Raw genomic sequence first — 21,959 nt, 5'->3', positions numbered from 1 at the left:
AAGAAAAAGCGTCCATTTTGGATGCTTTTCTTTTTTACAACAATTTTAAATGAAACCTAAAACCATCATTTGTAGTTTTTTGAGCTAATTTATTAATTGCATTCTCTGTAAGTTGTAACACTCTTGGATAACCTCCAGTTACTTGGCAATCTCTCATTAAAACAATAAGCTCTCCTGATGGTGTTAATTGCACAGTTCCTGGCAAAACAGCCGAAGTTAAAATGGAAGGAAATTCATTTTTGATAATTTCATTTAATCGATAACCCATTCTATTATTATCATTAGAAATTGTAAAAACTATATTTAATAATTGTTTTTGTTGTTTTGCATTTAATAAATAAAACTCGGGTCCTTTAAAACATGTAATTTCTTTAGATTTAAAGAGAGATTTCAGAATTTTTAAGGAGGTATTTGTAGATTCTAACTCTTCTTTAATGGCTTTTATTGGTAGTAAGTCATTCTTTTTTAATCGAACACTTTTAGTCACATTTTTATAAAAACTTCTACTTTTCAAAACTTGTTTTGACAAAAAACCTCCTTTAACCGCTATATAACATCTAACTCCAAAATTTACTTTTCCAAAAGATAAAACATCATTTTTTAAAACCCTGATTCTCGAATTATTTGAAATTGATTTACCATTTATTTCTGATGAAAAATCTCCTCCAGAAATACAAATAAACGCATCTATTAAAAACTGTAATTCTGTTCCGCCAAAAGTTATTTCTATAACAGCATCCTCTAAAGAATTGTTTAAAATACTATTGGCAATGTTTGCTGAATAAGTATCCATTACTCCAGAAACAGGAACTCCAATTGAAGCGTAACCTACCCTACCTTTATCTTGTATAGAACTATAAAAACCTGCTTTTAAAACCTTAATCATTTAATAAAATTTTAGAAAGTTGATATGAATTCTGAATAACTTCTTTTTCTATTTTATAAAACTCTTCTATAGAAATTGGTTTAAATTGAATTTTATCACCAGAATTAGCAAAACAAGGTGCTTCTTTAGTAATATTAAAAAAATTAACTGGAGTTTTACCAATTATATTCCAACCACCAGGAGAATTTAAAGGATAAACACCTGTTTGTTTGCCTCCTATTGCAATAGAACCTTTTTTTATTTGTAATCTAGGAGTTGCTTTTCTATCTATAAACAATTGTCTATTTAATCCACCTAAATAAAGAAATCCAGGTAAAAAACCAGTAAAGAAAACTGTATAAATTTTATTTGAATGGAGTTTTATAATTTGTTCTTTGTTTAATCTAGTTGATTTTGATATTTCTTCTAAATCTATGCCAAACTCAACATCATAACAAACAGGAATTTCCCATAAATAATTTAAGAATTGTATAACTTTATCTTTTGATTTGTATATAGATTTTAAGTGGTCTATTTGTATCAAAAAATTAGTAATTTTTTCTTTAAATTTTATAGTTAATGAATTATAACCTACAATTAAGTCTGCAAAAATTAGGTTAGATTTTTCAACTTTAGATTTAAAGTTGAGAATATCTTTTAAAAGATCAATATTAATAGAAGCTTTCCATTCTATTAATATTGCTTTTTCTCCAAAAGATTTATATGTAATTTTTCTATCCAATAGAAATTTCTTTTTTTAAAAACTCTTCTTTTAAAAATTTTAATACTTTTAAAGCATTTAAATTATCTCCATGAATACAATAAGTATCTGCTTTAAATTCTTTTTCGACATTAAATATTGTTGTTACTTTTTGCTCAGAAATTATTTTATAAACGTGCTCAAAAACACTAATTGGATTGGTAATTAAAGCCTTTTTTTCTTTTCTTGACACTAAAGTTAAATCGTTATTATAATTTCTATCAGCAAAAGCTTCATATTTTATTTTGATGTTATTTTTCAAAGCAACTTTCTCTACCACAGAATTATAAGGCACATATAAATAAGTATCATTTAAATAAGGTTTTATAACATCAATAAATAAAATAGCCAACTTTTCATCAACAATAATTGCATTATATAAAGCTCCATGTGGTTTTATATGATGTAATTTTTCATCAACTAAAAACAATCTTTCTAAAAATAAATCTAATTGATTTTGAATACTCTTTTTTAAGTCTTCATTAGAAATTTGCATTAACAATCTACCAAAATTTTCTTTATCAGGGAAAGAAGGATGTGCACCAATTTTTACCTTATTTTTTATAGCTAATTGTATGGTTTTATCAATGGAATTCACATCACCAAAATGCCCTCCACAAGCAATGTTACAAGATGAAATATAAGGCATTAGTAAATGCTCATTTTCTACACCTTCTCCAACATCACAATTAATATCAACAACCATTTTAGAATACATTAAACACTTTTAAAATACCTTTTACACCAAGAAAAACAGCAATTAATAAAATTATGAATCCAAAAATATTCTGAGTTTTAGTATTTACAAAACCACCTAAAACATTCTTTTTATTCATAATCCATAATAAAATTCCGGCTATAATTGGTAATAACATTCCGTTTGCAACTTGCGCAAACTTTATAATTTCAATCGGTTTTATACCAATTGATGAAAATAAAACACCTAAAAGCAATACTATCATCCAAACGAATCGAAAGGATTTAGATTGTAAACCTCCTTTTAAGCCCAAACAACCTTTTGCTACATAAGCTGCTGCTAAAGGCGCTGTAATTGCAGAAGTAATACCTGCTGCAAACAAACCTAAAGCCAGAAAATATTTTGCGAATTCGCCATACAAAGGTGCCAAACCTTCTGCCAAATCTGCTGCATTTAAAATGTCTTTAGAAGGAATTGAAGCTGCTGATATAATAATTGCCATAGAAACCATTCCTCCTAAAATAATAGATACAATTGTATCTTTTTTGGCAAATTTTAAATCTTCTTTTTTATGCCATCTTTCTTTAACTAAAGACGCGTGCAAAAACAAATTATAAGGCACTACAGTTGTACCAATTAATCCAATAATCGTTAACAAACTTTTCTCTGGAAACTTAGGAATAAACATTCCTTTAAAAATTTCTAATAGATTAGGTTTGGTTACAATTGCTGTAATTACAAAAGAAAAACTCATCAGCAAAACCAAAGCTACTAATGCTTTTTCAAGAAATTTATAGTTACCAATAAATAAAAGTACAAAGGCAATTACACCAATTATTAAACTCATAAAATTAATGGTTAAGTCACCAAAATTGAGTTTGAATTCGCCAAAAACGGTTTCTAGACCTAAAATTCCTCCACTAATATTTCCAGCTTCGTAAGAAGCATTACCAATTACAATTGCAGCTAAAATTAAAATGGTTATAAATTGTTTTAAAAACGGAATTTTAATTTCTTCTCTAATAATTTCAGATAATCCTTTTTGAGAAATAATACCCAATCTTGCAGCCATTTCTTGCAATACAATAGTAGCAATAATAGACAATAACATTGCCCATAACAGATTAAAACCAAAATTTACACCAGCCAAAGTACAAAGTGTAACAGTACCTGGACCAATAAAAGCTGCAGCTACTAAAGTACCTGGACCAATATTTTTTAAGTATTTTTTTATCATATGAAAAATATCTAAAAGTAAAACCTACAAGGTTTTTGAAACCTTGTAGGATAAAGATACTTTTAAAAAAAGAAAAACAGCTCAAAATTGAGGTGTTTCTATTTAAACTAACATCACTAATATACTAATGAGCATATCTTTGAGGCCCTCCTCTTCTAATTTCTTCGTTTGCAAATTTTTCATACTTTTTAAAATTATGTCTAAATGCATTCGATAATTTAAATGCTTCTTTGTAATAAGCTTCATCATTATTCCATGTTGCTCTAGGACTTAACAATTCTGTTGATACTCCAGGACAAACTCTTGGTTGAGCAACTCCGAATACAGAATGAATATGATAATCTTCATAGGTATAATCTCCTAAATGACCATCTAAAACTGCAGTAATCATTGCACGTGTATATTTTAGCGGCATTCTTCTACCAACACCATATTTACCACCAGACCAACCTGTATTAATTAACCAAACATTTACATTTGCTTTTTTCATTTTAGCACTTAACATTTCTGCATATTTTGTTGGATGTAAAGGCATAAAAGGAGCACCAAAACATGCTGAAAAACTTGGTGTTGGTTCTGTTACACCTGCCTCTGTACCTGCAACTTTTGCTGTATAACCAGAAATAAAATGATATGCTGCCTGACTAGGAGTTAATTTAGAGATTGGAGGTAAAACCCCAAATGCATCTGCAGTTAAAAAAAAAATATTTTTGGGGTTTTTACCAATAGATGGTTCTTGAATATTTTTAATATGGTTTATAGGATAACTTACTCTTGTATTTTGTGTAATAGAAGTATCTGTAAAATCTACTACACCATTTTTATCTATTATTACATTTTCTAAAATTGCACCTTTTTTAATGGCAGCATAAATTTCTGGTTCTTGTTCTTTAGATAAATTAATTACTTTAGCATAGCAACCACCTTCAAAATTAAAAACTGTATTTTCTGAGGTCCATCCATGTTCGTCATCTCCAATTAAACTTCTTTCTGGATCTGTAGAAAGTGTTGTTTTTCCTGTCCCTGAAAGTCCAAAGAAAATAGCTGTATCACCTTTTTTGCCCACGTTTGCAGAACAATGCATTGGTAACGTATTTTTATAAATTGGTAAAATAAAATTTAATGCAGAGAAAATTCCTTTTTTTATTTCTCCTGTATAACCTGTACCTCCAATTAAAGCAATCTTTTTTGTGAAATTTAAAATTGCAAAATTATGTTGACGTGTTCCATCAATTTCTGGATTTGCCATAAAACCAGGAGCATTGATAACTGTCCATTCTGGAGAAAAATTTTGTAATTCTTTTTCTGTTGGACGTAAGAACATATTATAAGCAAACATGTTGCTCCAAGCATACTCATTTACAACTCTAATACTTAATTTATAATTTTGATCTGCACATGCATAACTATCTCTTACAAAGATTTCTTTTTCAGATAAATAATTGACAACTTTATCATATAATGAATCAAATTTTTCTGAACTAAATGGAATATTAATATCACTCCACCAAATTTCATCTTTGGTTACATCATCTTTTACAATAAAACGATCTTTTGGAGAACGCCCTGTAAACTCACCAGTATTCACTGTAATTGCACCTAAGGAAGATTCTACCCCTTGTTCTTTTTGAAGAATTTTATTATGCAATTCATCTGAAGTTAACTGATAACGAATTGTTGCATTTTTGATTCCTAGACTATTTAACGAAATCGATTTCGTACCTGTATCTACCATAACAATATTTTTTAAGTTTTATAAATATTAGTTGCCTACAAAATTACACAATAATTCTATATTGCTTAACTATTTATTTAAAATTTATTGTATTATTTATTTTTTATATACTTTTTTAAGAATATGATAATCATAGAAATCCATCCAATGCTCAACACAAGTCCTCCAATAGGAGTAATAAACCAAATTGATTTTGCAGAAATTGTTGTTAAATGAATTGTATAAATAGACCCAGAAAAGAAAAGAATTCCTAAAAAGAAAATATAAGAAATAGTGTTTTTTTGTGAAAAAGAAAATTCGGTATAAATATTCACAAAAAGCAATACAATAACATGATACATTTGATACCGAACAGCGGTTTCAAAACTTGCTAACTCTTGAGGTGTTAAAATACCCTTTAAAGCATGGGCTCCAAAAGCACCTAAAATAATTGCTAACATTCCTAAAAAACAAGTAATAATTAAATTTTTAAACATTTTTAACGGTTTTAGTTTAATTTTAAACAAAAATAGTATATTCGTATCTGTACAAAAATAGGTTAATATTCATGAAAAACATTTTAATAATTGGAGCAGGAAAATCAAGTTCTTACTTAATAAAATATTTACTCGAAAAATCTAATGAAGAAAATTTGTATTTAATTATTGGAGACATATCAACTGTAAATGCAGATAAACTAATCAATAATCATAAAAATGCTGAATCTATTATTTTAGATGTATTCAACAAAAAACAACGTCAAAATTACATCCAAAAATCACATATTGTAATTTCTATGTTACCAGCAAGATTACACTTAGAGATTGCAAAAGATTGCCTTACTTTTCATAAAAATTTGGTAACTGCTTCTTACATATCTAAAGAAATGAAAGAGTTAGATATGGCTGTAAAATCTAATGGTTTAATTTTTATGAATGAAATTGGTGTTGATCCTGGAATAGATCATATGAGCGCTATGCAAGTAATTGATAAAATTAGAAATAATGGAGCAAAAATGTTATTATTTGAATCTTTTACTGGTGGATTAGTTGCGCCTGAAAGTGATAATAATTTATGGAATTATAAATTTACTTGGAACCCAAGAAACGTGGTTTTAGCTGGTCAAGGAGGTGCTGCAATGTTTATACAAGAAGGTACTTATAAATACATTCCTTATCACAAATTATTTAGAAGAACAGAATTTTTAAATATTAACGGAAGTGGAAAATTTGAAGCTTATGCAAATAGAGATTCTCTAAAATATAGAAATGTTTATGGTTTAGACAAAATACCCACTATGTATAGAGGAACCATAAGAAAAGTAGGTTTTTCTAGAGCTTGGAACATTTTTGTACAGTTAGGCATGACAGATGACACTTATATTATAGAAGATTCTGAAAACATGAGCTACAGAGATTTTGTAAACTTATTTTTAGCCTACTCTCCTTCTGATTCTGTTGAATTAAAATTACGTTCTTACTTAAAAATTGATCAAGATGATGTTATGTGGGAAAAGTTAGTTGAACTCGACCTTTTTAATCCGAAGAAAAAAATAGGTTTGATAAATGCAACACCTGCACAAATGCTACAAAAAATATTAGAAGACTCTTGGACTTTACAAGAAGATGATAAAGATATGATTGTGATGCAACATTTATTTGGGTATGAAAAAAATGGAGAAAAAAAACAGATTGAAAGTAGTTTGGTTGTTATTGGTGAAAACCAAACTTATACAGCTATGGCAAAAACTGTAGGTTTACCTGTTGGTATAGCTGCTTTAAAAATTTTAAAAGGCCAAATAAACACTCCTGGAGTTTTAAGACCTATTTCTAAAGAAATCTATAATCCTATCTTAAAAGAATTAGAAGAATATGGAATAAAATTTATAGAAAAAACCGTTCCATATTTAGGTTACAATCCTAACATTGTAATTGGTTGAAAAAATTCGATTCAAATTTGATTAAAAGTGAAATTCATTATTTTTAAAAACAATATTATTAATTAAATGAAAACTTAAAACTTATCAATTCTTTCCATGCTAGAAGGTTAAAAAATTTAATTTTTAAACCAATTATTAACCAATTCTAACTCAATAGTTTTTTTTGTTTTATGTATAAACTCATTTTTTGTGGGAGCATATTCATAATCTTTACTCCATTCTTTAATATTTGTTACAGTTTCTTTTATACTTTCACACACAAAAAGTACTTCTTCATTGGTTATTGTTGGATGTATAGACATTCTAATCCATCCAGGACGCTCAATCATACATCCATCTAAAATTTTCTTTTCAATACTTTTTGATTTTTCTTGATTAACATTTAATAAGAAATGACCATAAGTACCTGCACAAGAACAGCCTCCACGAGTTTGAATTCCAAAACGATCGTTTAACAATTTTACAATCAGGTTAAAATGAACATTTTCAATATAAAATGAAAATATTCCTAATCGATCATGATGATTTTCTGCTAAAATTTTAAGTTTAGGAATTTTAGAAAGTTTATCAAAAACAATTTCATTGATTTCATGTTCTCTTTCTAAAATTTTTTCTACACCCATTTTTTCTTTAAGCTGAATTGCTAAAGCTATTTTAATGGTTTGTAAAAACCCTGGTGTTCCTCCATCTTCTCTACCTTCGATATCATCAATATAATCATGATCTCCCCAAGGATTTGTATAACTTACAGTTCCTCCTCCTGGGTTATCTGGAACAATATTATTGTATAATTTTTTATTAAAAATCAACACTCCTGAAGTACCTGGTCCTCCTAAAAATTTATGTGGAGAGAAGAAAACAGCATCTAAATAAGAGTGTTTATCCTCTGGATGCATATCAATATCTACATAAGGTGCAGAACATGCAAAATCTACAAAACATAATCCATTATGATCATGAATGATACTAGCTACTTTATGATACTCCGTTCTAATACCTGTTACATTTGAACAAGATGTTATTGAAGCTATTTTGATAGGACGATCTTTATACTTTTCTAATAATTTCACAAAACCATCTAAACAAATTAATCCAGAATCTGTACTTGGAATTATTTCTACATCTGCAATTGTTTCTAACCAAGAAGTTTGATTAGAATGATGTTCCATATGTGTAATAAATACAATTGGTTTCAATTCATCAGGAATCGTTGTATATTCTCTAAGATTCTCAGAAACCTTTAAACCTAAAATACGCTGAAACTTATTAATAACACCTGTCATACCTGTACCATCTGTAATCAAAACATCATCATCGCTCGCATTTACATGATTTTTGATAATATCTCTAGCTTTATGGTAAGCCATCGTCATCGCAGAACCTGTAATAGCAGTTTCTGTATGTGTGTTTGCTACAAATGGCCCAAATTGATTTAACAGTTTATTTTCAATAGGCGCATATAAACGTCCACTGGCAGTCCAATCTGTATAAATTACTTTTTTAACTCCAAATGGAGATTGAAATTCTTGATTAACACCAACAATGTTTTCTCTAAATTGTTGAAAATAAATTTCTAACTCAGAAGGCGTACTTTTAGAAAGGGCATCGTTCTGAACAGATTTTTCTTTTGAAAAAAAATTAGATAAAAAACTCATTTGAAATGAAATTAAGTTTATTTTAAAAAAATGTAAACTACAAAGAATAAAAAATTATATTTTCAATTCATCAAATAATACTTTCAGATCTTTTGAAGAAGGTCTTGGTGCATTAGCTGATACAATATTCCCTTTAGGATCTATTAAAATGAAACGAGGGATCCCATTAACTCTATAAGCTTTAATAAATTCAGATTTACCTGCGTTATTGGAAATTAGTTGAATACCACTTAACCCTTCTTCTTTTACCATTTCTTTCCATTTATCATGGTTTTTTGCAATATCAATAGACATACTTACAAATGCAATATTTTTACCATGATATTCTTTCTCTACTTCTTTTAAAAATGGTATTTCTACTTTACAAGGTTTACACCAGGTTGCCCAAACATCGATATATACATATTTACCTTTTAAATCACTTAATGAAGTGGTACCTCCTTTAAAGTTTTCATAATCAATAAATTTTGGAGACTCTTTCCCTTTTGCTAAAACAGCTTTAAAATAGATACTTTCTTTATATTGATTTGATAAAGACCTACTCATTCTGGCAATTTTTTGCGATTGTTGCACTCTAAATATAGAGTCTAAATTTTGAGTTCCTGCTAACAAGTTTTCAAACTTAACAAGAAGAATACTTTTTCTTTTATTAAATTCTATTGAATCAAAATCAAACAGTGCTGCATCACTTATTTCCTGTTCTTGTAATAATGTAAAATTTGCTAAAAAACTACTTGCCTCTGAGCCTTTACCGGTAAAAGTAACTGTTTCATCAAATTCTTTTGCATCAATAGTCATATTGATATCGAAACCATTTTTCAAATAAACACTAGTTATTTCCGTACCATCATCTAAAGTATAGATTCCTGTTTTAACCTTTAAAGTATCTGAAAAAGTACCATCAGCATTGACTTTTATTTTTTTTGAATACCCTCTTCGAAGACTAAAAGAGTCTGAGTTTTTGTTCGTTATTTTCCCTGAAAAACGAACATAATCTTTAGGAGCTTCCTCTTTACAAGAAATTATCGCTACCACAAAACTTAACACTAAAATTATTTTTTTCATTCTTATTATTTTTTGAAATTAGAAATTCCATCTATCAACCATGTACGATATTCTTCTACATCTGGAGTATAACCAACAGGATCAATTAAACTTCCTTCTTTATGATCCATTAAAACATAAAATGGCTGTGCATTAGCTTTATACCTAATCGTTTGTAATTCACTCCATTTTTGTCCAATATATTTTAACTTTTTACCAGGTCTTAATTTAGATTCAATTTCAACTCCATCTGGCAAAGGGCGTTTATCATCTACATATAAAGAAATCAATACAACATCACCTTTTAAAATAGGTAATATATTTTCTTTTACCCATACATTTTGCTCCATTTTTCTACAGTTTACACATGCATGCCCTGTAAAATCTAACATTACTGGTTTGTTTACTTTTTTAGCATATGCTAAACCTAAGTCATAATCATCAAAAGCAATGATATCATGTGGTGGCATTATATGAGCTCCTTTTGGTAAACCTCCATGATTATACTCTGAAGAACCACCTCCTCCTAATTTTGTAAATCCTACACCATAGGGTGATTCACTATAATGTTGTGCTGGTGGAAATGCACTAATTAAATTTAAAGGTGCTCCCCATAAACCTGGAATCATATAAATAGTAAACGACATTACAACCAATCCTAAACTTAGTCTTCCAACAGAAATATGTGATAATGGCGAGTCGTGTGGTAATTGTATTTTTCCAAATAAATAAAATGCCAATGCACCAAAAATTGCAATCCAAATTGCTAAAAACGTTTCTCTTTCTAATAGGTGTAATTGCAATACTAAATCTGCATTTGATAAAAACTTAAATGCCAATGCCAATTCTAAGAATCCTAAAACAACTTTTACAGTGTTTAACCATCCTCCAGATTTTGGTAATGAATTTAACCATCCTGGAAAAGCTGCAAATAAAGCAAATGGAATTGCTAATGCTAAAGAAAAACCTAGCATACCTACAATAGGCCCTACTTGACTGCCTCCTGCAGCAGCTTCCACAAGTAAAGTACCTACAATTGGTCCTGTACAAGAAAATGAAACAATAGCTAAAGCTAATGCCATAAAAAAGATACCAATAATACCTCCTCTATCTGCTTGAGCATCTACTTTTGTCCCCCAACTACTTGGTAATACAATTTCAAAAGCTCCTAAAAAAGATACAGCAAAAACAACTAATAATACAAAGAAAATAACATTAAACCACACATTTGTTGATAAGGCATTTAAGGCATCCGCACCAAAAATAGCACTAACAAGAATCCCTAGTAACACATATATAACTACTATTGATGCTCCGTAAATAATTGCATTTCTTATTCCAGCAGCCTTACTTTTACTTTGTTTAGTAAAAAAACTTACCGTCATAGGAATCATTGGAAACACGCAAGGTGTTAACAATGCTGCAAAACCAGAGAAAAAAGCGATAATAAAAATAGTTAACAAACTTTTATCCGAAGATTTTGAGTGTTTATTTTTAATTATAGTCGTACTTTTTTCACTTGCTTTAGTTGTATTTTCAGTTACTTTTGAATTTACTCCGTTTAATTTTCCTTTAATTGAAAACTCTAAATCAACAGTTGTTGGTGGTAAACAATTAGCATCATTACAAACCATAAATTCTACTTCACCAACGATGTGAATTGAATTTTCTGTAAGCACTTTTATACGTTGTTTAAATACTGCCTTATCACCAAAATATTTGATTTTCATTCCAAAAATTGGATCATCTATTATATGTCCTTCTTCCTCAGAAGTATTTCCTACTAACTCAAAACCTGATACTTCACCAAAAGAAAAAGTAGTAGCCACTGGACCTCCTTCTGTTACAGTTTGAGAGTATAAATGCCAATTTTCTTCAATAGAAGAAGTCATTATCAAGTTATATTCTGTTTCTGAAATTTTCTCAACAGATGTAGACCATTGTACGGGGTCGTGAATTTGTGAGTATGCTATAGAATAGAAAGATAAAGCAAGTAATAAAATTATTTTTTTCATTTGTTTGTTTTATAAAAAGGACTATTTTACAATAGCCCTTACTCTTTCACCTTCTTTAGTTAATTCAAATAATAATGCGGGATTATTCAACAAAGCCTAGTAAAAGAAAAATTAAATAATTAGTGTGTAATTTATATGGTATGATATGATTTAATAACAAATTGTACTTTGTCAAAATCCTAAAATATTTTAATTACAATAAGTAAAATTTTTAATCGAATACCTTTTTATCATAAGTAATTTTTATATGACATATCTTTTCTGACATCTGGTGATATTATGCAGAGCTAAACAGAAATTAATTATAACTGCATTTTTATTCCTCATAATTTTAGTGTTAACATTACTCATGAAATGTATTTATTCTTATAACGTTTATTTACTCTTTAACCCTTAATTACAAATGTTAACAATGTGTTAAAGGTTTAAATCAAATTTATTTTTATTATTTTGAGTTCTTATAATTAGTTCATAGTTATAACTTAAAATATTTAAAAAATTATCTAGGTTGAGAGTCTAATACAAATAGTAAAATAAAAGTGGTTTTGCTATTGTTTATTCATATATAGTAAGTCTAGTTTTTTAACAGTTACTAAAACAACATCTATTGGAATTGCAAAAGAACTCGTTCTATTTTCTTTAGCAATATTTATTCCAATAACATTTCCATCTATATCTACAACTGGCGTCCCTGTTTCAGAAGCATCTACGGGCATATCATGAGTAAATACCTCACTAAAATTACCTTTTCGTTCACTAGTATCAATATCATAAGCAATATGTCTGTTTCTTATTCTTTTTTCATTCTCTTTTAACAGAGTCACTTGAAATTCCTTTTCCTCTTCATCTCGTAAAACAGTAACCTTTACTTTTTGATTTACTTGGGTTGTTTCTAAAAAAGAAACACGGTCTTCACTACTTTCAATTTTTGTATCATCAAATTTAATAATGATATCTCTCCTTTTTAAACCTGCTAACTTTGCGGCTCCATTATCATAAAGCACAAAAATTTTATTAGAGAATGTAACTGATGCTCCTAAAAAACCATGAGAAGGTGTTTCTTGCAATATCTGTCGTACAGGTGCACTAATAATTCCTGAATATTTTATATCTTCTTTAAAACTTGCTGATCCTATTAGTTTTCCGACACTAGCATCTGCATTTTTAGAAACTTTGATCGCTACTAAATTTTTCGATTTTATTTGAAGAACTGCCAAATCATTAGAGGCATCAATGCCTATTATAGTTGCAGGACTAATTATTCCATTATACTGCTCACAGCTTAAACTTTCTTTACTTAATTCTGAAGCTTTAGCTACAATATACCCTTGGGAATCTATGATAGTTCCATAAGTTTTCACCTCAGCACTGTCTATAATACTTGTTATTTTTACAACAGATTTATGGATGTTTTTTGCCGATTTAGCAATACTTTTTATTACTGATGTTTTACCTCCTTCTAAAGAAAATGGTTTCTTTATTGTAGATGGTGTAATCGTTTTATTATCTTTAGGAAATTGAGATTCTCTTGGAGCTCTTTTATTAAACCTTTCTCCGTTAATTAACTTTGTCCAATTTTCTTTAACAGGATCTATTGGAGCGTAAAAGTTATCTTCCATTGGGCGATCAATATGGCTACAAACACCTATAACTTTTCCGTTTAAATCTACCAAAGGACCTCCTGAGTCTCCAGGCATCATAATACAACTAGTTTTTAAGTAACCCAAGGCTTTGGTTCCCTTATAAAAACCTACTCGAATCAAAGCGGGTCTATCTGATTGATATCCGCTTGAATGTCCAAACATTAAGCATGTTTCATCTTGTCCTAGATCTGAAGATGATCCTAGCTCTAAATACTCCCATGTTCCTTTTTCTACTATTTTCATAAGTGCATAATCCCCTTTCTCATCAACACCTAAATGCATAGCCTTATATGTAGCTCCATTACTCATTGTTATACTACTCTGTTCTGCTCTAACACCTAAAACAACGTGTGCTGCTGTTAAAATATATCCATCAGAAGATACTAATACTCCTGTAGCATTGTTGTTTATAGTAACAGTACTTGCTAATACTTTTTTATATACTTTCTGAATTTGAGTTTCTAACTCATGTATTTTGTCATTCTTATCTTGTGCATTTAAATGTACTTGATTGAAAAAAAGAAAAATGAGAAGAATATATGCTTTTACTAGAAATAAATTTTTTGTTTTATGTTTCATTTTATTATGTAACCTATTGGTTATTAAAATCATTATTAACTCTTTATTGTTATGTAATAAATACTATTTATAAAAAGCTAAACTCTTATATAGTATGTATAAATTGTTTTAAATGCCTAATTCATTAAATAAATCTATCAACTCAGGATCTGATGGGCGAGGTGCATTTTGAGTTACGATTATACCGTTTGGATCTATCAATATAAAACGTGGAATGGATTTAATGATATAATCTGATATGAATTGAGATTCAAAACCATTATCAGCAATCACTTGAATACCTCCAAGGTCTTTGTCAACCACCATTTTTTTCCATTTATCATAGTCTTTAGATTTATCTACAGAAATACTTAAGAAACTAATATTTTTACCGTGATAAGCTTTTTCTATGCGTTTTAAATCTGGTATTTCTTTAATACAAGGTACACACCAGGTAGCCCAAACATCTATAAAAACATATTGTCCTTTCAGATCATCTAAAGACAAAGTACCACCTGAATGTTTTTCATAATTTGTGAATTTAGGAGAAGGTTGACCTTTATTTAGCTTTTTAAATTCTTTATAAATTTTGGTGATTTTAGCATTGTTTTCTTCATTTGTTGATGCATTTATAAAAATATTATAAAACTTCTCAAAATCAACAGTTTGATATAAATCGTATTCTGCTTTTTTAAAAATAAGTTCATTTTTAATAGTTTGGTTTGGTATTTTTGAATATACTGTTACAGCTTGAAGCCCATATTCTAAAGAATCTGCTCTACTTAATGCATATATTTTTTTATTATAATGGCGGTTTACCATTTCTTTGTAAGCACCTGAAAATTTAAAATCAACACCATTATCTAAATCTGCACCTTTTAATTCTGCTAAAAAACCTTTGGATGGTTTATAACCACGTTTATGAGCCCATTGTCTATGATAACCACCTGCATAACGCTCTAATTCATTTAAATATTCGTAATTAAGGTTGCGCTTTTCTAGAGTTTTAAATTCTGAAGAAATGTCTTGAGCAGCATCTAACTTAGCATTTAAGATTTGGTTTATCTCTTTAAATTTACTTTTAAAGTCACCTTCTTCTAATGTATACACATCCATACCCTTTCCTTTTCCTTCTGAAATTATTTTATTCTTATAAAGAATATAATTAGTGATCTCTGCACTTTTATCAGAAATCTTAACAGAACTACTAAAATTTTTAGCGTCTGCCGTAAGATTTATATGTTTTCCGTTGTCTAAATATAGTATTCTATTATTTTCACCAACGTTAAGAAAGTAAACTCCTGGACTGGTTTTAATTGTGTCAGAAAAAACACCATTTTCAACAGGAATTTTCTTTTTAAAAGATTGGTTTAACTTTACTAATACTATTTCTTTAGCATCAAAGTTTTTAATTTCACCCGTTAATATTACATAATCTACAGGGGCTTTTTCTGAACATGATATCAATACCAAAAGCAATCCTAATACAAATATTGTTTTTTTCATTTCTTGTAATAATATAAAACACTTTTTACATTTTATTTCCAAATCTATATACCTATTAATTACTTAATAATTTATTTTAACAAATTTTTTAAAACTAAATTTTCTGTTTTGATATATGGAAATTCTGAAGATATTATCAAAAATATATTCTAATAAATGTAATTTATATTTTTTTAAAAATCTCATTAATTGTATAATGAGTTTTTTAGTTATTTGAAGTCAGTAAAATAATTACTGTTTTTTTTAATATAAGCTATCCTTTTGCTAATAATTCTTCTATTTTAGTCTCAAGCTCTTCTCCTTTAAGATCTCTAGCTACAATTTTCCCATTTTTATCAATTAATATAGTTGCTGGTATCATGTTAATTACAAAGATTTTTGCCGAAGGACATTTCCATTCTAACAGAGAAGATGCTTGATCCCAAACAACATAATCATTTTTCTTTAAAAAATTACGCCATTTCGTCTCATCTCTATCATAAGAAATCCCTAAAACTTCTAGTCCTTTAGGATGAAATTTATTATAAACCTCACCTATATGTGGCATGGCTTTTACACAAGGCCCACACCAAGTTGCCCAAAAGTCTATTAACAATACTTTACCTCTATATTGATATAGACTAATTTCTCCCCCATCTAAAGACGGTATTGAAAAATCTTTAGGAGTCCCTCCTACAAATGACCTTTTAATTTCCTCAACTTCTAACTTAAATACAGTGGCTTCTTTTGAATTCTTAATACGATCTGACAAGTTGTTAAAGGCTTTCTCTACAACAGGTAAAGGATCGAACCTTAGCATATAATTTTTTATATAAAAATATGTACCATAACTATCTGGATAATTACTTAAAATATTTAAGGTTTCATCAATAAAATCTGCATCAAATTTTGCACGAGTTTTCACTAGATCTTCATTACTAAGTTCTCCTGCTTCATTTGCTACAACTACTCTATTACTTGCCCTTCCCCATACAGTTCTTCTTTTCTTATAGTTTGATTTTAGTTTCGCATAAATTGCATCTTCTTTGCCGCGATTTAAATCAAAAAGGTATTTGGTATATTTTTTTGTAATAAATTTATCGGTAATATTTACATTAATAATTGTGTCTTCAATAATAAAATCTTCTTTAAATCGAGTATCAACAATTGACAATCTTGCTTCTTTTATTTCTCCAAATGAATCTCCTTTAAAAGTAAATTTACCATTTGTATTTACAATAGCTGAATCTATTACTCTAACAGTTCTTAAATTAGAAAGCTCTTCTAAGATTATTTTTTTGCCTATGCCTTCTTTAAAAACTCCATTAATAATATAATTTGGTTTTTGATTGCAAGAAAATAATAATAATACTGTTAATAAAATTATAAATATGTTTTTCATAAAATTGATTATCTATCGTATTGTGGTAAATCTGGATTATATTCTATAACATCATTAGAAATAGGCAAAATCCATCTTGGGTCATTTGGAGGTAATGTATAATCTACACCTTCTATTGTATGAGTTATTGTTTTAGCAAAAGTAGGTTCTGTATTAAGCCTTTTTAAGTCTCGAAATCTATAATCAGAATTAAAACTAAACTCTCTTCTTCTTTCTTCTAAAACCTTTATTAAAGCGTCTTCATTTGTAGTGGCTGTTAATGGCACATTATTGGTAATTCTAAAATCTCTTAGATAGTTTACATACTCCATGGCTTTATCTTTACTACCAACTCTAGCTTCGGATTCCGCTAGAATAAGATATAAATCAGACAATAATATCCCCGCATTTCTTTGTACAAAAGCTCCATAAATTGTTCTACCTGGGAAATAAATTTTAGCATCAAACTGTGCTTCATCAGTTTCAAAATACAACTCTCTACGCATATCTTTTGAACCACTTGGCAAATCTTTTTCATACATATCAACTAATTCTTCTGTTGCCAATGCTTCTCCATCAAAATTAGTAAACGAATTTTTAATATACATGTTTTCTGAAATATCTAGCATGTCTTCCATTGCTTCGAATGTTACTAAATTATAAATCCTTAGATCCCAGCCTCCACTAATGGCTACATAATTTTTTAAATCTAATAATTCAAAAGATCCTTTATTTTCTAATGCCAAATTTGCATAATCAAGTGCAATGTCAAATTCACCTTTAAATAAATATACTTTAGCTAACAACAAATGAGCACAAGCTTTTGTTGGATGATATTTAGTAGAAGCATTTACAGGAAGAGAAGTTACAGCTTCTAATAAATCTGTAATTATCTGATTATAAACTTCATCAACAGTATTTCTCTCATAGGTTGCATAAACATTACTTTCTAGAATTAGGGGTACACCGTAATCAGTACTAGCTGTATTAGGATCATAAGCTTTTGCATAAAGGTTTATTAATTTAAAAAAATTGTATGCTCTACCAAATAGGGCTTCAGCTCTAATAGCTATTTTTTGTTCTTCAGATCCATCTGTAGCTTCCATTACACCCTCTGCCACAAAGTCATAGGTGTAAATTTGAGAATAAGATGTTGTAAAAAAAATATCGTTTTCATCTAAAGCATGAGTAGGACCAGAGTTAAAGTTATAATAATTTATAGCAAACTCTGGAAGGTCAGCAAAACCAACTTCATCAGGCATATTCTGATCTGAAGTTTTTTCTAAATCGTCTGTAAAAAGATTAACATAACCAATATTAAACTGATATGTAAGCGCATCACTATTCAATAAGTCAGAAAAATCCTCATATTTTCTAGGTATCCTTTCTCCTTTTGGTATTACCTCTAAAAAATCATTACAAGAATAAAAATTTAAAATAATTAATAATGCTAATACTATTTTATAAATATGTTTCATAATTTTTTAAAATCTTAAATTAAGTGCAAAAGTATATGTTGGCATGACTGCTATTCCTCTTCCAGAATCACCAGACCAAGTTTCTGGATCTAGATTATTTCTATTATTAGACCATCGAAATGGATTTCTTACATCTAAAGTTAACCTTAAACTAGATAAATTCATTTTATCTAAGATTAATTTAGGAACATTATAGGCTAAATTTATATTTCTTAGCTTAATATAGTTTGCTTTTTGAACATGTATATCTGCATAGGTCCATATATTTCTTTGAGCACTTTCAACCTCATTAGGATTTGCTGACCCACCATTCCAGTAAATTGCTGGAGCCTTATATATATCCTCTTCATCACCTGGTTCTTTCCAATAATTCAAATGTATCCTATCTAAATTACCTGTTAATTCATATGGATATCTATATGAAGGATAATGCCCTGCAGCTACATCTCTTTGAACATGTCCACCATAGTAAATAAAAAGAAATGAAAGATCAAATTGTTTATAAGTAAAATTACTAGAAAAAGAAACATTATATGGGGGAGCATAGGTTCCCATATCTAGCAAGTCTTCTGGATCTAAATCAAGATAACTATTTACAAGAGTACCATCTGCTTTATAAGCTTGTGGAGCTCCTTTTTCATCTAAACCAGCATATCGAATAGCATAAAGTGTTTCTAACTCTTGTCCTTCTCTTAATTGATTATTAGATAGAAAATTATAAACTAATGTACTTGGAGGTTCTACAAATTCGGTTACTTTATTTCTATTATAATTAAATATTAATTTACTACTCAACCTAAAGTCTTCTGTTTTTATTAATTGTGAATTAATTTTAAATTCAATACCTCTGTTATTTAATGAAGCATAATTTTTAGGAAGGCTACTCCAGCCTAAAATAGGATCTGAATCTACAAACGCAACAGCATCTTTGGTGCTTTTATTATAAAATTCAACAGTACCTGTTAGCCTCTTAGAAAACAGCGCATAATCTACTGCTATATTGGTTATATCAGTTTGCTCCCATCTTAACTCTTCATTTGGTGGAGAAGTTATAACAGAGTGTGGTTCTCCTACATCATTAGGATCAGTAAAAACTGTTGCTATAGCATCTGGTCCACCGTTAGTAAAAACATTACCACTTATACCATAGGTTGCTCTAATTTTTAATCTATCAAGCCATGGTATAGATAAAGATTTTGTATCTACGATGTAGTTTGCCCCAAAAGACCAAAGCGGACGATATGCATATTTAGGATTTTTACCAAACAGATTAGATTCATCTATTCTTGCATTGACATTAAGACCTAACTTATTTTTAAACATATAGGAAACATTTCCATAAGCAGATATATATCTACTATCCGTAACACGATAACCAGGTTGCGATCCTAAAGTAAAAACCCCTAAAACCCCTTCTGTTGATCTAATTTGATCAGCTAATGTAGCCTCATCTACAGCTCCAAACGTTAAATTTTCATTATCATAACCATAACGTCTAAAACCAGAATAACTAGTAACAGATTTACTTCTTTCTCCACCTAGCAATACTTTTATATCGTGTTTATTATTAAATAATTTAGAGTAGTTCAATTGCGCTCGTAAAGTATATGAGTTTCTATCATTAAATGATTCGGAAATTTGACCCCCATAAGGAATATGGTTAATAATTTCACCATTTATTATTTGAGTTGCATCGTTTATCGTATTTCGAACAGTATAACTATCAACTGAAGAATAAGTTGTACTATGGGATTTACCATACCCCAATTGACCTCTTAATTGTAAATTTAATGATTCTGAAAGCTTAATTTGCGTTCCAAAATTTAAATTAATAGAAGGGCTTTCATTTTTTTGTTCTACTTCCTTCCATTGATTCGAAGGGTAATAAGATTGATCTAATAAACCTAAAGAAATAAGTCTTTCAATCTCTGAATCACTTTTAATGTGATTCCATTCAACGGGATTCCCTTCTTCATCTCTTAGTACTTCATAAGGAAGTCTTGAATTCCCTATTAAAGCAAGACTAAAAACTCCCGAATAATAACCTGAATAACCATAAGCAGTTCTAAGAGAAGTATCAAACTTAAGCCAATCATTTAATTTAAAATTATTACTTATATTAAGCCCTATTGTCTCAGAAGTATTATCTTTTTGAAAACTACCTCTAGCGGTATAATTAAGAGAAAACGAATATTGGTGACTTTCAGAACCTCCCCTTAATGAAAGGTTATGTTGTTGTGTATATTTTGGAGTTAAAAACTCATCTACAACTTGGTCATAACCATCTAATTTTTTGATTTTATCTAATTCTGAATTTAAATAATCTGTTGAAATTAAACCATCTTCATGAGCAAACAATAATTTATTTACATCATCTAAAGCTAAGACTGAGTTTTTTCTGGTCCCTGTAATTGTAGTACTAAACACATCTATCTGATAATCAACAAATTCTGGAGTTGTCATATAGTTTTGATATGATCGACTTGGCAATGGTTCTATTTGAAATGATGATCTATAGCTAACAGTAAGCTTACTAGCAGTACCTACTTTAGTAGTTATAACAATAACTCCATTTGCTGCTCTAACACCATAAATTGCAGTTGCTGTAGCATCTTTTAAAACGGTTACATTTTCAATATCGTCAGGATTAATAGTATTTAAATCACCTTCATAAGTTACTCCATCTAAAACAATTAAAGGATATTCATCTCCATAAAGTGTAGATGTTCCTCTAATAACCGGAAATCCTTTATACAAAGACAACCCACTTACAGTTCCTTCTAACCTTTGTAAAATATTTGTTTGAAATTTAGTTTCAATTACCTTGGCTCCTACACTTTCATAAGAACCAATAGATTTTGCCTTTGAAAGAACTTGATATCCTGTATGAACTTCTTTCTTTCCTGTTACAACAACCTCATCTAACTCATTAAATGCTTCTTTTAAAACAACATTTATCACTTTTTTGTCCCCTACCTTTATGCTTTGTTTTTGAAACCCTAAACTTGAAAAAACCAACACATCATCGGTCTTAAGACCTGGTATACTGTAATTACCATCAAAATCTGTTGATACTCCCTTTTTAGTCCCTTTAATTTGAACAGTTACACCAACTAAAGGAATCTTTTCTTCATCAGTTACAGTCCCTGTAATTTCCTCTTGTATTATTCTTGAAACTTCTTTTTCTATTACAATTGTATTATGCTTAAGTAATTCAATATGATACTCATCATTAGAAATAGCATTAGATAGTAAATCTTTTACTTTAATGATGCCTTTATTTAAAGTAACCAAAGGGAAATCTTCAAAAAGATCTGAACGATATATAAAAGTATAGTCTGTTTGTGCTTGAACAATATCAAAGACTTCATCAACAGTAACTGTTTTATTTTCCTTAATTATAATTTTCGCATTCTGAGAAATAATATCTGAGGATGTAAAACTAAAAAGGGTAGAGCAAAACAATAACAGCACTGTTCTCATAATAA

At 29.0% G+C, this 21,959-nt stretch carries 15 protein-coding genes; 1 reads left to right on the top strand and 14 read right to left on the bottom strand.

The genetic code is table 11. The features are described from left to right. Positions 1–34: 34 nt before the first annotated feature. The 6 genes from ABJG40_RS09260 to ABJG40_RS09235 all read right to left on the bottom strand — a co-directional run bounded on the left by ABJG40_RS09260 (position 35) and on the right by ABJG40_RS09235 (position 5,770). On the bottom strand, positions 35–886 hold the full coding sequence (locus tag ABJG40_RS09260; protein WP_348024309.1) for a biotin-dependent carboxyltransferase family protein: 852 nt from the start codon (positions 884–886) through the stop codon (positions 35–37). Next, on the bottom strand, positions 879–1,607 hold the full coding sequence (gene pxpB, locus ABJG40_RS09255; RefSeq protein WP_348024308.1) for a 5-oxoprolinase subunit PxpB: 729 nt from the start codon (positions 1,605–1,607) through the stop codon (positions 879–881). The genes ABJG40_RS09260 and pxpB overlap by 8 nt, the downstream gene beginning before the upstream one ends. Continuing rightward, a complete protein-coding gene (locus tag ABJG40_RS09250; RefSeq protein ID WP_348024307.1) occupies positions 1,600–2,343 on the bottom strand; it encodes a LamB/YcsF family protein in 744 nt (247 codons plus the stop codon). The genes pxpB and ABJG40_RS09250 overlap by 8 nt, the downstream gene beginning before the upstream one ends. Further along, a complete protein-coding gene (locus ABJG40_RS09245) occupies positions 2,333–3,559 on the bottom strand; it encodes an Nramp family divalent metal transporter (protein WP_348024306.1) in 1,227 nt (408 codons plus the stop codon). The genes ABJG40_RS09250 and ABJG40_RS09245 overlap by 11 nt, the downstream gene beginning before the upstream one ends. A gap of 124 nt (positions 3,560–3,683) precedes the next feature. Then, complete coding sequence (pckA, locus tag ABJG40_RS09240) at positions 3,684–5,294, bottom strand: phosphoenolpyruvate carboxykinase (ATP) (protein ID WP_348024305.1); 1,611 nt, start codon at positions 5,292–5,294, stop codon at positions 3,684–3,686. A 92-nt stretch (positions 5,295–5,386) separates the two neighbouring features. Continuing rightward, positions 5,387–5,770, bottom strand: a complete 384-nt coding sequence (locus ABJG40_RS09235; protein ID WP_348024304.1) for a DUF423 domain-containing protein — start codon at positions 5,768–5,770, stop codon at positions 5,387–5,389. A 71-nt stretch (positions 5,771–5,841) separates the two neighbouring features. On the opposite strand from ABJG40_RS09235, the gene ABJG40_RS09230 reads away from it, so the two are divergent. After that, on the top strand, positions 5,842–7,212 hold the full coding sequence (locus tag ABJG40_RS09230) for a saccharopine dehydrogenase C-terminal domain-containing protein (RefSeq protein ID WP_348024303.1): 1,371 nt from the start codon (positions 5,842–5,844) through the stop codon (positions 7,210–7,212). Positions 7,213–7,328: 116 nt separating this feature from the next. Here ABJG40_RS09230 and ABJG40_RS09225 read toward each other — a convergent pair whose 3' ends face one another. The 8 genes from ABJG40_RS09225 to ABJG40_RS09190 form a co-directional block, all read right to left on the bottom strand. Then, on the bottom strand, positions 7,329–8,867 hold the full coding sequence (locus tag ABJG40_RS09225) for an aminotransferase class V-fold PLP-dependent enzyme (RefSeq protein WP_348024302.1): 1,539 nt from the start codon (positions 8,865–8,867) through the stop codon (positions 7,329–7,331). A gap of 54 nt (positions 8,868–8,921) precedes the next feature. Further along, on the bottom strand, positions 8,922–9,932 hold the full coding sequence (locus ABJG40_RS09220; RefSeq protein ID WP_348024301.1) for a TlpA disulfide reductase family protein: 1,011 nt from the start codon (positions 9,930–9,932) through the stop codon (positions 8,922–8,924). Positions 9,933–9,937: 5 nt separating this feature from the next. After that, positions 9,938–11,926 carry a cytochrome c biogenesis protein CcdA gene (locus tag ABJG40_RS09215; protein ID WP_348024300.1) on the bottom strand — a complete coding sequence of 663 codons (1,989 nt, stop codon included), beginning with the start codon at positions 11,924–11,926 and terminating at the stop codon, positions 9,938–9,940. 548 nt (positions 11,927–12,474) lie between these two features. Continuing rightward, positions 12,475–14,148, bottom strand: coding sequence for a trypsin-like peptidase domain-containing protein (locus tag ABJG40_RS09210; RefSeq protein ID WP_348024299.1), 1,674 nt, complete (start codon positions 14,146–14,148; stop codon positions 12,475–12,477). Between the two features lie 108 nt (positions 14,149–14,256). Further along, positions 14,257–15,633: a TlpA disulfide reductase family protein gene (locus tag ABJG40_RS09205; RefSeq protein ID WP_348024298.1), complete on the bottom strand. Its 1,377-nt coding sequence runs from the start codon at positions 15,631–15,633 to the stop codon at positions 14,257–14,259. Between the two features lie 253 nt (positions 15,634–15,886). After that, positions 15,887–17,014 carry a TlpA disulfide reductase family protein gene (locus ABJG40_RS09200; protein WP_348024297.1) on the bottom strand — a complete coding sequence of 376 codons (1,128 nt, stop codon included), beginning with the start codon at positions 17,012–17,014 and terminating at the stop codon, positions 15,887–15,889. An 8-nt stretch (positions 17,015–17,022) separates the two neighbouring features. Continuing rightward, positions 17,023–18,471: a RagB/SusD family nutrient uptake outer membrane protein gene (locus tag ABJG40_RS09195; RefSeq protein ID WP_348024296.1), complete on the bottom strand. Its 1,449-nt coding sequence runs from the start codon at positions 18,469–18,471 to the stop codon at positions 17,023–17,025. A gap of 6 nt (positions 18,472–18,477) precedes the next feature. Continuing rightward, a complete protein-coding gene (locus ABJG40_RS09190; protein ID WP_348024295.1) occupies positions 18,478–21,954 on the bottom strand; it encodes a SusC/RagA family TonB-linked outer membrane protein in 3,477 nt (1,158 codons plus the stop codon). Positions 21,955–21,959 lie beyond the last annotated feature (5 nt).

Source organism: Polaribacter sp. (assembly GCF_039939415.1).
Classification (GTDB): domain Bacteria; phylum Bacteroidota; class Bacteroidia; order Flavobacteriales; family Flavobacteriaceae; genus Polaribacter.
The sequence above is the reverse complement of the archived record's forward strand: the minus strand, read 5'-3'. Positions and strand labels throughout refer to the sequence as shown.